The sequence below is a fragment of the Streptomyces sp. NPDC048197 genome (genome assembly GCF_043202395.1).
Taxonomy (GTDB): Bacteria; Actinomycetota; Actinomycetes; order Streptomycetales; family Streptomycetaceae; genus Streptomyces; species Streptomyces siderophoricus.
The window spans coordinates 18,920-31,010 of sequence record NZ_JBIDAJ010000059.1 but is presented as its reverse complement, the minus strand read 5'-3'; the positions used below and the strand labels follow the sequence as shown (position 1 = coordinate 31,010).

Sequence of the window (12,091 nt, the reverse complement as noted above, 5' to 3'; positions counted from 1 at the left end):
ACGCCCGGTTACATTTCGAACCCGGAAGCTAAGCCTTTCAGCGCCGATGGTACTGCAGGGGGGACCCTGTGGGAGAGTAGGACGCCGCCGAACAATCTTTGGGGAAAGCCCCGCACCGTATGGTGCGGGGCTTTTCTGCGTTCTGGGTCGGTGAGAGGACGATATCCGTAAGGCATCCTTGCGGCTTCCGCCGCGTCCCAACGTCGTGGCCGGCGGGGGAGGCACGCTGGAGTGAGTTTGTTGTGTGCGTTGAAGCCACCGCAGTCCCTCACTCATTCCGCTCCAGCTGCGGTTCAGCGGCCGACAGGGGGCTGAGCACTGGCCGAGTGATGCCCTTTCCCAACGTAGGACCAAAGGTAAGCCCCCTCCGTGGCAGAGAGAGCCAAGGAGGGGGCTTCGAGTGACCGGCCGGGTGCACGCAAGGCGCCTGCGGGGACGCGAGCGGCGTTTCTACAGGCGGCCGGTGGACTTCAGGGTGAGGTAGGCGTCGGCCAGGTCGGGGGCCAGGTGGTTCGGGGTGGCGTCGAGGACGGTGATGCCCTGGCGGCGGAGGCGGTCTGCGGTGTGGCGGCGGGCGGCGATGGCCTGCTCTGCAGCTGCTGCGGCGTAGACGGCCTGGGGTGAGTGGCGGCCGGTGGCCATCTCTTCGATGCGGGGATCGGCTACGGCGGCGACGATGACTTCGTTGCGCTGGGTGAGGCTGGGCAGGACGGGCAGGAGGGCCTCTTCGACGGGGGCCGCGTCCAGGCCGGTGAACAGGACGATCAGGGAACGGCGCGAGGTGCGGCGATGGATTTCGGCGGCCAGGCCGCGGGCGTCCGCCTCGACAAGTTCGGCTTCGAGGGGCGCCAGAGCATCGGTCAGTGCCGGGAGGAGATCGCGGGCGGTGCGGCCCTGTACGGAGGCCCGGATGCGGCGGTCGTAGGCGAGGAGATCGACGTGGTCGCCGGCGCGTGCGGCCAGCGTGCCGAGCAGCAGGGCCGCGTCCATGGAGGCGTCGAGGCGGGGGATGTCGCCGATACGGGTGGCTGAGGTGCGGCCGGTCTCGAGGACGAGCAGGATGCGGCGGTCGCGTTCGGGGCGCCAGGTGCGGACGGCGAGGTCCTGTCGGCGGGCGGAGGCGCGCCAGTCGATGGAGCGGGCGTCGTCGCCGGGGGTGTAGTCGCGGAGGCTGTCGAACTCGGTGCCCTCACCGCGTGTCAGGAGGCTGGTCCGGCCGTCGAGTTCGCGGAGCCGGGCGAGCTTGGCGGGGAGGTGCTTGCGGCTGGTGAAGGGGGGCAGGACACGGAGGGTCCAGGGGACGTGGTGGCTTCCCTGTCGTGCTGCCAGGCCGAGGGGGCCGTAGGAGCGGACGGTGACGCGTACGGCGTGGTGGTCACCGCGGCGGGTGGGGTGGAGGGTGGTGGTCAGTCGCCGGCGCTCGGCTGCGGGGATGCGGACATGGTGCCGGGAGGCGGCGACTTCCGAGCCGGGATGGAAGGAGCTCGGGGGCCAGGCGTCGCGGACGTGGGCGCGCAGCGGACGGCGGCTCAGATTGGTGAGGGTGAGGTAGGTGTGGGCTTCGCCTGTTAGTCGAACGGTTGTTTCACCGGTTCGGGTGAAACGGAGCGTTCGCACTGGCGCGGCGAGCGCGAGGTCGCACAAAATTGCTATCAGCAAGGCGAGTTGGACGATCGCGATGCCGAGCCAGCTGGGCAGCACGAAGCCGACAAACAGGGCTCCGAGTGCGGAGACGAGGGCGGTGCGTCCGGTGAGGGTCACGGTGTCGCCTCAGCGGGGGACGGGGAGATGTGCGAGTACGGCGTTGATCACGGAGTCTGCGGTGACTCCTTCCATCTCCGCTTCGGGGCGGAGCTGGATGCGGTGGCGCAGCGTGGGGAGAGCAAGAGCCTTCACGTCGTCAGGGGTGACATAGTCGCGGCCGGTGAGCCACGCCCAGGCGCGTGACGTGGAAAGCAGGGCGGTGGCGCCTCGGGGGGAGACGCCGAGGGAGAGCGAGGGGGACTCGCGAGTGGCACGGCAGATATCGACGATATAGCCGGTGACTTCGGGGGATACCGAGGTCTTTGCGACGGCGGCTCGGGCCGCGTCGAGGTCGGCGACAGAAGCGACGGGGCGAAGTCCGGCGGCGTTCAGATCGCGGGGGCTGAAGCCGGCTGCGTGACGGGTGAGGATGTCAATCTCGTCGTGCCGGTCGGGGAGTGGGACCGTCAGCTTCAGGAGAAATCGGTCGAGTTGGGCCTCGGGCAGTGGATAGGTGCCCTCGTACTCCACGGGGTTCTGCGTGGCGGCGACCAGGAAGGGCTCGGGGAGGGGACGGGCTGTTCCGTCGACGGTGACCTGACGCTCTTCCATGGCCTCCAGCAGCGAAGCCTGGGTCTTGGGCGGCGTGCGGTTGATCTCGTCGGCCAGCAGCAGATTGGTGAAGACGGGGCCCGGCTGGAAGGAGAACTCCGCGCTGCGGGCGTCGTAGACCAGTGAGCCCGTCACATCACTCGGCATCAGGTCCGGGGTGAACTGCACCCGCTTTGTGTCGAGTTCGAGGGAGGTCGACAGGGCGCGTACAAGAAGAGTCTTGGCGACGCCGGGGGCGCCTTCGAGGAGCACATGACCGCGGCAGAGGAGGGCGACGACCAGCCCGGTGACGGCGGGGTCCTGGCCTACGACGGCCTTGGCTATCTCGGTGCGCAGGGCCTCGAGGGAAGCTCGGGCGCTGTCAGCGGTCGGGGTGCTCACGGGGGGCGTGCCTCTCTTGGGAAACGATCGAGGATTTGAGTGCGTCGAGCTGGTCGGCCAGCTGCACCAGGGCCCGGTCGTCCGCGGGGGCCGGGCCGAAGAGCAGGGTGTGCAGATCTGTCGCGCGGTCGGCGGAGGGGGACAAGTGGGCGTGGAGAGCCGGGAGAAGGCGGTCAGGAGTGTGGGCCTGGGTGGGTGGCACGCCGAGGAGGGGGGCGAGCCGGGTACGGGTTGCGGACCGGAGGACGGTTGCGGCCCGGTCGCGGGCGTGGGTCTGTTCGTAGAGGCGCGCGTGGCCCTCGGTGGTCTCGGCGGCGGGGACGGTGACGGGGAGGTTTTCGGGGACGAGAGGGCCGAGTCGGCGGGCGCGCCAGACGGCGGCGAGGCCGGCGGCAATGGTGAGTTGGAGCAGGGCCCAGCTCCAGCCGGAGGGGATGAGATCGAGGAAGCTGCGCTGGTCATGAGCGGATGACGGGTCGCTCACGGAGGGGAGGTACCAGATCAGATGGTGGTGAGCACCGAGGAGTTGAAGGGCGAGCGAGGCGTTGCCGTGCTCGGCGAGGTGTTGGTTGTAGAGGAAGTCGGCGGAGCCGAGGAGGACGGTGTCGCGGCCGTTGTCGGCGGCCGGCAGGTGCAGCAGGGTGGGCCGGCCGCTGACGGGGTAGCAACGATCGGTGCGCTCGTCGGACGTGGTGTAGCGAAGGCCGCCGAGGAGCACGCTGCCGGCACGGTGTGCGTCGGGCAGGGAACAGGCAGGACTGCGCGGGGAGTTGCCGGTTGCGGGCTGGGCCTGGACGCCGGGGGCGAAGGTCCAGAGGGAGGCAGAGCCGGGAGTGAGCAGGACGGTGCGCCCGGGGGTCTGAGCAGTTGCGGTGTGGAGGTCCGTCAGCTGTTTCTGCGTCAGGACGTCGGGGTCCGTGATGAGCAGGGTGGTGTCGGGGCCGGAGGCGGCGGCGGCCTCCTCGGAGGTGGTGACGACCTGGAGGGAGACGCCCTGGCCGGCCAGGAGTCGGGCCAGCGCACGGCTGCCGGAGCGGTCCGCCGAGCGGGGGTCGAGCCGGCCGTGCTGTTCGCCGGACTGCAGGGCGGCGAGGATCACTCCGCTGATGACGAGAAGAAGCAGCGCGAGCAGGGGCCCTCGGGAGCGGGCCCACAGTCGGCGTGCGGTGAGGGAGGGTGCGGCGGTCTCCGGGGCGGCCGTGGTCATCCGCGGCTCCTGGTCGGGGTGGTGGCCAGGTCGGGCTTGGCCTGCTGGAGCTCGGTGTCGAGGGTGGCCAGGAAGGCGTATGCCTGTTCTGTACCGGTGCGGCCGCCGTATGTGACGTCGTCGAAGGTGCGGGCGGCGGTGCGGAGTTGGTCGGCGTACCGGGGGAGTGTCAGGCCGGCCTCGGCGGCGGCCTCGTCGGCGGTGCGGCCGGCGGCGGGGGTGAGCAGGGTGCGTTCCTCAAGGGAGAGGACGAGGGCGCGCATGCGGTCCTGGACGGCCTGGCTCCAGTGGCCTGCGGCGGCGTGCCGTTCGGCGGCCGCGCGGTGTTCGGCGGCGGTCCGGGGAGCGTCGGAGAAGAGCGCGCCGCTGGTGGTCGGAGTGCGGCGTACTGCGCCGAGGCGCAGCCGGAGGGCGACGAGCAGCAGCAGGACGAAGGCGGCGATGGCGAGGAGGCCGATCCAGCCGCCCGGTGTGGCGCCGGCGGCCGCGCCGAAGAGGTCGTCGACGCGGTCCCAGAGCCAGTCGAGGGCGCGCTGGATCGGGTTGGGGTCGTGCTGGTGGTACCGGGGGTCGGACAGTTCGCGCTCTGCCGCCTCGCGGGCGGGGAGGCGCGGTGTCCGCACCGGTATGTCGTCGTCGGAGCGCGCTATGAGTGATCCGAGCGCGACCATGTTCCCCCCTGTGGTCACCGCATCAGCTTCCCGGTGCGGCGTCGGGACCGGCGTCGTCCGCAGTGGTGGCGGGCGCGGCCGGAGCGTGTGCGTTCGGGGCGCTTGCGGCCGGTGCGTCTGCCGTCGGTGCGTCTGCGGTCGGTCCGTCTGTGGCCGGTGCGTCGGTGGGGGTGTCGGTGCCGTATCCGGGGAGGCCGGCGGCGCGGGCCAGTTCGAGGTCGAGGGCCTCGCGGCGGATGCGCTGGTCCACGTAGAGGAGCGCGGTGACGCCGGCGCTGATCGGGAGGGTGATGGTGGAGCTGATCACGGCGCCGATGCCCAGCACGGTCAGGAAGGACCAGCCGGTGTTGCCGCTGGTGCCGTTCGCCCAGTCCAGGATGCTCTCACCGCCGATGACGAAGGCGACGATGGTGGCCGGGATCTGGATGATGAACTCGACGATGGCGACCAGGAGGTAGGCCAGCAGCTGGACGCCCAGCACCCGCCACCAGGAGCCGCGTACGAGCTTGGCGGAGCGCCGCATGGAGGCGATGATGCCCTGCTTCTCCAGCATCAGTGCGGGGGAGGCGAGGCTGTAGCGGACCCACAGCCAGATGCCGACTGCGGCGGCGGCGAAGCCGCCGAACACGGTGAGAAGCAGGCCCAGGTCCAGCGTGGCGAAGGCGGTGACGAGAAGGCCGGGTGTCAGGCCGACCGCGAAGACGGCCGTGATGAGGAGGGGCAGCAGCACCAACAGACCGAGGAGGCGCGGAAGCTGGCCGCGGGCGTCGCGCCAGGCTTCGCCGGCCGTCACGGAACAGCCGAGGACGGCGCGGCTCACGATCATGGTGAGCAGTCCGGTGGCGATGATGGTGGCGAGGAGTCCGATCACCGAGGTGATGGCGGATCCGGCGAGCGAGTTCCCGGCCTGGCGCATGGTTTCGCGGACCGGCGGGGCGTTGTTGCTGGAGATCGTGGGTGCGCTGCCGGGGTTCCGGAACCACAGGCCGGTGACGATGGTGACGGCGGTTTGCGAGACGACGGCGACGATCAGCGATATGCCGAGCACGGTGCGCCAGTGGGCCCGCATGGTGGCGACCGCGCCGTCGAGTATCTCTCCGACGCCGAGCGGGCGGAGCGGGATGACGCCGGGCTTGGCCGCCGGAGGCACCGGGGACCAGCCCCAGGGGGCCTGCGGGCCGGGGGCCGGGTGGCCGCCCCAGCCGGTGCCGGTGCCGGACGAGGCGCGGGCGCGGTCGCCGGGGCCGCTCTGGCCGGGGATGCCGGCGGGGGCCGACCACTGGCCGGCGGGCGGCTGTTGCTTGGACCAGTTCGGCGGGGTCGGCTGCTCGGCGGGGCCGGGCTCGTCTTCCGTTCCGGGGGTCTGGAGGGGCTGCTCCGGTGTGCCGCGGCCCGGCTCGTCGGAGGGGGTGGATCCGGGCGAGGCCCAGCCCGGAGAGTTGTTCATCGTCGCTCCTTCTTGCTGCCGGCCCGCCGGGGCGGCCGGGGTCCGGGGTCCGCGGTGGCAGTCATCGTGTCATGGCGCCGCGCGTTGTGTACCCGGGCCCTGAGAGTGAGAGGACCTTCTGTTCGAGGGGCGGTCGGCGGCAGACTGAGGGGATGGGCGATCAGTACGAGGTATCCGAGGTGGGCGCCGGGACGCTCACGATCCCGTCGCTGCGCTGGGAGGAGCTGCCGGAGGGGCCCGTCTTGGTCCTCCTTGATCAGACCCGGCTGCCGGCGGAGGAGGTGGAGCTGGTCTGTACGGACGTGCCGGCACTGGTCGAGGCGATCCGGTCGCTGGCCGTGCGGGGGGCACCGCTGCTGGGAATCGCGGGTGCCTATGGCGTGGCGCTGGCCGCGGCGCGGGGCTTCGATGTGGAAGAAGCGGTGGAGGTGCTGGCGCAGGCCCGGCCGACCGCGGTCAACCTGGGCTACGGCGTGCGGCGCGCGGCGGATGCGTACCGGGCGGCGGTGGCCGACGGCGTCGGAGTGCCGGAGGCTGCGGCTGCTGCGCTGGCCGAGGCCCGGGCCGTGCACGCGGAGGACATCGCGGCCAGTGCGCGGATGGCGGAGCACGGTCTGGCGTTGCTGGGCGAGCTGCTGCCGGGCGGCGGTCATCGGATTCTCACGCACTGCAACACGGGCGCGCTGGTGTCCGGGGGCGAGGGCACCGCCCTGGCGGTGGCGCTGGCGGCGCACCGGGCCGGTGAGCTGCGCCGGCTGTGGGTGGACGAGACGCGGCCGTTGTTGCAGGGGGCGCGGCTGACCGCCTACGAGGCGGCGCGGGCCGGTATGGCGTACACGGTGCTGTCGGACGGGGCGGCCGGGTCGCTGTTCGCCGGTGGTGAGGTGGATGCGGTGCTGATAGGTGCCGACCGGATCGCGGCGGACGGCTCGGTCGCCAACAAGGTGGGCAGCTATCCGCTGGCGGTGCTGGCGCAGTACCACCGCGTTCCCTTCGTGGTGGTGGCGCCGACGAGCACGGTGGATCTGGAGACCGAGGAGGGTGCGGACATCGAGGTGGAGCAGCGGCCGGGGCAGGAAGTGACGGAGTTCTCGTTGCCCTCCGTGCAGGGTGCCGGGGCGGTCCCGGGGGCCGGTGTGCCAGTGGCGCCGTTGGGCGCACAGGCCTACAACCCGGCCTTCGACGTGACTCCGCCGGCGCTGGTGACGGCGATCGTGACGGAGGCCGGAGTGATCTCCCCGGTCACCCGGGACCGGCTGGTGGAGGTGTGTTCCACGTCACGATGGAGTAAGTCACGATCAGGTAATGGGATGATGGCCGAATGAAGGGACGCGTCCTGGTCGTCGACGACGACACCGCACTGGCAGAGATGCTCGGCATCGTGCTGCGTGGCGAAGGCTTTGAACCGTCGTTCGTGTCGGACGGTGACAAGGCCCTTGCTGCCTTCCGTGAGACGAAGCCGGATCTCGTCCTGCTCGACCTGATGCTGCCCGGACGGGACGGCATCGAGGTGTGCCGGCTGATCCGGGCGGAGTCCGGGGTGCCGATCGTGATGCTCACCGCCAAGAGCGACACGGTCGATGTGGTGGTCGGGCTGGAGTCGGGCGCGGACGACTACATCGTCAAGCCGTTCAAGCCCAAGGAGCTGGTGGCCCGGATCCGGGCGCGGCTGCGGCGTTCGGAGGAGCCGGCGCCCGAGCAGCTGGCGATCGGTGACCTGGTCATCGATGTGGCGGGTCACTCGGTGAAGCGCGACGGGCAGTCGATCGCGCTGACCCCGCTGGAGTTCGATCTGCTGGTGGCGCTGGCGCGCAAGCCGTGGCAGGTGTTCACGCGTGAGGTGCTGCTGGAGCAGGTCTGGGGCTATCGGCACGCCGCGGACACCCGGTTGGTCAATGTCCATGTGCAGCGGTTGCGCTCGAAGGTCGAGCGGGATCCGGAGCGTCCGGAGATCGTGGTGACCGTGCGCGGGGTCGGCTACAAGGCCGGGCCCAGCTGAGATGATCCGGGACGGTTCGGCCCCGGAGGGAAAGCGGGGGCGCACCGTCGGCGCGACGGGTGATATGTCCTTTTCGGGAAGATTGGTTGCTCGGTTGCTGCGCGGTGGCCAGCTGCTGCCCGACGGCGCGGTGAGCGGCCCGGTCCACCCGTTGCTGCGGCTCTTCAGTCGCTGGGTGCGGCGGCCGCTGCTGCCCGCCCTGCGACTGTGGCGCCGCAACATCCAGCTGCGCGTCGTGGCGACCACCCTGCTCATGTCCCTCGCCGTCGTGCTGCTGCTCGGCGTCGTGGTCGTCGGCCAGGTCCGTAACGGCCTGCTCACGGCCAAGGCGCAGGCCGCGCAGAGCCAGGCCGTGGGCGGCTTCAGCGTTGCCCAGAAGATGGCCGACGGCGCCGACGACACCCGTACCGACGACACCGCCCGTACCGGCAACCGTGGCACCCAGGACTCCGCGACCTGGCTCACCGGCCTGGTCGAACAGCTCGCCAGCGGCGGCCAGGGCGTCTTCTCCGTAGTGGCGCTCAGTTCCGACTCCGACGAGCCGTTCGGCGACTCCAGCCCCGGCACCCGCGGGCCGCGCGCCTCCGGTGACGTCGATCCGGAGCGGAGCGTACCGGCCGAGCTGCGGCGGAAGCTGGACACCAAGTCGGGCACGTTCCGCCAGTACACCCAGATCAAGCGCATCGGGTCGGACGACGGCGTGCCGGCGCTGATCATCGGCAAGCGGCTCAATGACGTCAACAGCAACCAGTACCAGCTCTACTACCTCTTCCCGTTCAGCCAGGAAGAGGAGTCGCTCAAGCTGGTGACGGGCACGCTCGCGACGGCCGGCGTCTTCGTGGTGATCCTGCTCGGCGCGATCGCATGGCTGGTGGTGCGGCAGGTCGTCACGCCCGTACGGATGGCCGCGGGCATCTCCGAGCGGCTGGCCGCCGGCCTCCTCCAGGAGCGGATGAAGGTCACCGGCGAGGACGACATCGCCCGGCTCGGCGAGTCCTTCAACAAGATGGCGCAGAACCTCCAGGTCAAGATCCAGCAGCTGGAGGAGCTGTCCCGGATGCAGCGCCGCTTCGTCTCCGACGTCTCGCACGAGCTGCGGACGCCGCTGACGACGGTGCGGATGGCGGCCGACGTCATCCACGACGCACGCGACGAGTTCGACCCCGCCACGGCACGCTCCGCCGAGCTGCTGTGGGGTCAGCTCGACCGCTTCGAGTCGCTGCTCGCCGAGCTGCTGGAGATCAGCCGGTTCGACGCCGGCGCGGCCGCACTGGAGGCCGAGCCGATAGACCTGCGCGATGTGGTGCACCGCGTCATCGAGGGTGCCGAACCGCTCGCCGAGCGCAAGGGCTCCCGCATCGTGGTGCGCGGCGCCGAGCAGCCGGTGATCGCCGAGGCCGACCCCCGCCGGGTGGAACGGGTGCTGCGCAATCTCGTCGTCAACGCCGTCGAACACGGCGAGGGCCGCGACGTCGTCGTACGGCTGGCGTCCGCGGGCAGCCGCAGCGGCGGGGCGGTGGCCGTCGCGGTGCGCGACTACGGCGTCGGTCTCAAGCCCGGCGAGGCCACCCGCGTCTTCAACCGCTTCTGGCGCGCCGACCCGGCCCGGGCCCGCACCACGGGCGGCACCGGGCTCGGCCTGTCCATCGCCGTCGAGGACGCCCGGCTGCACGGCGGCTGGCTGCAGGCGTGGGGCGAGCCGGGCGGCGGTTCCCAGTTCCGGCTGACGCTGCCCCGGACGGCCGGTGAGCCGCTGCGCGGGTCCCCGATCCCCCTGGAGCCGGAGGACTCCCGGCGCAACCTCGCCGGCCGGGCCGGCGCCGGACAGACAGGCGCCGCGGCCGGCCAGAAGTCCTCCACGATCCCCGTCCAGGCGCGCGCCACGCAGCCCGGCGGCACGGCATCGTTCGCCCCCGCGTCGTCGGCGTCCCGGCCGGCCGCCGATCCCACGGCGCTGCCCGGGGACGGGACCCGCGTGGTGCCGCAGAGCGGAGGCGCACGGAGCGAACGGGCGGCGCACGACGAGGGCGCGCACATCGACGAAACGGTCCCCCGGGGCGGGGCCGAGCAGGACACCGGACGGGGTGGGGAACGGGAAGGCGGACGGCGTGGACACTGAGCGCGGAAACGAGCGCGGGGTGGGGCCCACGTCCCGGAAGCGCACCCGTCAGCGCCCCGCGAAGCCCACCCGTCAGCAGGCCCGTAGGCCGAGCAGGACGGCGCGGAAGCTGGCGCTGCTCGGGTGCGCGACGGTGCTGCTGGCCGGCTGTGCGTCCATGCCGGACAGCGGCGACGTCACGGCGGTCGACCAGTCGCCGCGTTCCGAAGGCGACTCGCAGGTCCGGGTCTACGGCGTGCCCCCGCAGGACGGCGCCCAGCCCACCAACATCGTGCGCAGCTTCCTCGACGCGACGACCAGCGACGAGGCGGACTTCCGCACGGCAACGCAGTACCTGGCCAAGTCGGCGCGGCGCACGTGGCGGCCGTTCCAGGTCACCAAGGTGCTCCAGGAACGGCCGAAACCCGAACCGAAGGTGCAGCCCAACCGCGAGGACGCGAACGGCTACTCGGTCACGTTGTCGGGCAGCCAGGTGGCGACGGTGGACGACAACCACGCGTACACCCCCGAGGAGCGGCCGTACCGCCAGACGATCCACCTCATCAAGGAGGGGGGCCAGTGGCGGATCGACCGGCTGCCGGACGGAGTGGTGCTCGGGCTGTCCGACTTCCAGCGCATCTACCGCTCCGTCAACAAGTACTACTTCGCCTCCTACGAGTCGGAGTCGGAGGAACCGAAGGCCAGCCGGGACGTGCTCGTCGCCGACCCGGTCTACCTGCGCCAGCGGATAAAGCCGATCACGGCCAGTGTGCAGGCGCTGCTGTCGGGGCCCACCGACTGGCTGAACGAGGTGACGACCTCGGCGTTCCCGCCCGGCACCCGGCTCGCCGCGCACGACCTGGCGCTGGACGACTCCAACGGCCTGCGGGTCAAGCTCAGCAAGGAGGCGGTCAGCACCGACGCATCCCAGTGCAGGCGGATGGCGGCTCAGCTCTTCTTCACGGTCCAGGACATGACGCGCGCTTCGAAGATCAGCGAGGTCGAACTCCAGGACAACAACGGCAACTCGCTGTGCACGCTCTCCCAGGACCAGGCCGAACGCGACTTCGCGCCGGCGCCGTTGACCGGGAGCTCCGCCAAGGAGTACTTCATCGACGCCGGCCACAAGGTGGTCGCCATGTCGGACTCGGCGACCGAACCGACGCCGGTGCGCGGTCCGTTCGGCACCGGCAGGACCCCGCTGCGCTCGGTGGCCATCTCGCGCGCTGAGAACACCGCGGCGGGGGTGTCGGGCGACGGCCGGTACCTGTACGTGGCCGCCCTGGAGGACGGCATCGAGCGTGGCGCGCCACTGATGACGAGCACCGGTTCGGCCAAGAACCCCGACGAGGGGCTGACCGCGCCGAGCTGGGACGGGCTGGGGGACCTGTGGGTCGCCGACCGCGATGCGCACGGATCCCGGCTGCTGCGGATGCGAGAGGGCAAGGGCGACCCGGAGCGGGTGGCCGTGCCCGGCCTCGGCGGACGGCGGATCAAGGCGATCAAGGTGGCCGCGGACGGCATCCGGATCGCGATGCTCGTCGAGGACAAGGGACGCACCACGCTGCAGCTCGGCCGGGTCGAACGCGGCGGCAGCTCGGCGCATCCCGTGCTGTCGGTGCAGGAACTGCGGCCGATCGCGCCGCAGTTGGAGGACGTGGTGGCCGCGTCCTGGGCGGGCGGCAGCCGGCTGGTGGTCGTCGGCCGGGAGTCCGGCGGGGTGCAGCAGATGCAGTTCATGGAGACCGACGGTTCGGCCTCCGACGCGCAGACGCTGCCCGGGGTCAACGGCGTGAAGGCGGTGGCGGCCTCGGAGGACGAGACCCGGCCGCTGATCGCCGACGCCACGGAGGGCATCGTGCGGCTGCCTCCCGACGCGAACTGGAAGACCGTCGCGAAGGACGGGACGGCACCGGTTTATCCCGGGTGACGG

The 12,091-nt window shown here is 71.5% G+C and carries 9 protein-coding genes and 1 rRNA gene; 5 read left to right on the top strand and 5 right to left on the bottom strand.

Going from position 1 to position 12,091, the window contains the following annotated elements; all coding sequences use genetic code 11:
- Positions 1-93, top strand: a 5S ribosomal RNA gene (gene rrf, locus ACGF4C_RS37975); the annotation flags it as partial.
- Between the two features lie 357 nt (positions 94-450).
- Here the strand turns inward: rrf and ACGF4C_RS37970 are convergent.
- The 5 genes from ACGF4C_RS37970 to ACGF4C_RS37950 are packed head-to-tail and all read right to left on the bottom strand — an operon-like array spanning position 451 to position 6,061.
- Positions 451-1,761: a DUF58 domain-containing protein gene (locus tag ACGF4C_RS37970; protein ID WP_393572999.1), complete on the bottom strand. Its 1,311-nt coding sequence runs from the start codon at positions 1,759-1,761 to the stop codon at positions 451-453.
- A gap of 9 nt (positions 1,762-1,770) precedes the next feature.
- Positions 1,771-2,736, bottom strand: a complete 966-nt coding sequence (locus tag ACGF4C_RS37965) for a MoxR family ATPase (RefSeq protein ID WP_030416991.1) — start codon at positions 2,734-2,736, stop codon at positions 1,771-1,773.
- Positions 2,717-3,943, bottom strand: a complete 1,227-nt coding sequence (locus ACGF4C_RS37960) for a DUF4350 domain-containing protein (RefSeq protein WP_393572997.1) — start codon at positions 3,941-3,943, stop codon at positions 2,717-2,719. Before ACGF4C_RS37960 ends, ACGF4C_RS37965 begins: the two co-directional genes overlap by 20 nt.
- Positions 3,940-4,632 carry a DUF4129 domain-containing protein gene (locus tag ACGF4C_RS37955; protein WP_393572995.1) on the bottom strand — a complete coding sequence of 231 codons (693 nt, stop codon included), beginning with the start codon at positions 4,630-4,632 and terminating at the stop codon, positions 3,940-3,942. Before ACGF4C_RS37955 ends, ACGF4C_RS37960 begins: the two co-directional genes overlap by 4 nt.
- Positions 4,633-4,636: 4 nt before the next feature.
- Positions 4,637-6,061 (bottom strand): hypothetical protein, encoded by a 1,425-nt coding sequence (locus ACGF4C_RS37950; RefSeq protein WP_393572993.1) that lies wholly within the window; start codon positions 6,059-6,061, stop codon positions 4,637-4,639.
- Between the two features lie 152 nt (positions 6,062-6,213).
- On the opposite strand from ACGF4C_RS37950, the gene mtnA reads away from it, so the two are divergent.
- The 4 genes from mtnA (at position 6,214) to ACGF4C_RS37930 (ending at position 12,088) form a co-directional block, all read left to right on the top strand.
- Positions 6,214-7,386 carry an S-methyl-5-thioribose-1-phosphate isomerase gene (mtnA, locus tag ACGF4C_RS37945; RefSeq protein ID WP_393572991.1) on the top strand — a complete coding sequence of 391 codons (1,173 nt, stop codon included), beginning with the start codon at positions 6,214-6,216 and terminating at the stop codon, positions 7,384-7,386.
- A complete protein-coding gene (gene mtrA / locus ACGF4C_RS37940) occupies positions 7,383-8,060 on the top strand; it encodes a two-component system response regulator MtrA (protein ID WP_030416996.1) in 678 nt (225 codons plus the stop codon). The genes mtnA and mtrA overlap by 4 nt, the downstream gene beginning before the upstream one ends.
- 94 nt (positions 8,061-8,154) lie before the next feature.
- Positions 8,155-10,179, top strand: a complete 2,025-nt coding sequence (gene mtrB, locus ACGF4C_RS37935) for an MtrAB system histidine kinase MtrB (RefSeq protein ID WP_393573001.1) — start codon at positions 8,155-8,157, stop codon at positions 10,177-10,179.
- On the top strand, positions 10,169-12,088 hold the full coding sequence (locus ACGF4C_RS37930) for an LpqB family beta-propeller domain-containing protein (RefSeq protein ID WP_393572988.1): 1,920 nt from the start codon (positions 10,169-10,171) through the stop codon (positions 12,086-12,088). Before mtrB ends, ACGF4C_RS37930 begins: the two co-directional genes overlap by 11 nt.
- Positions 12,089-12,091: the final 3 nt, after the last annotated feature.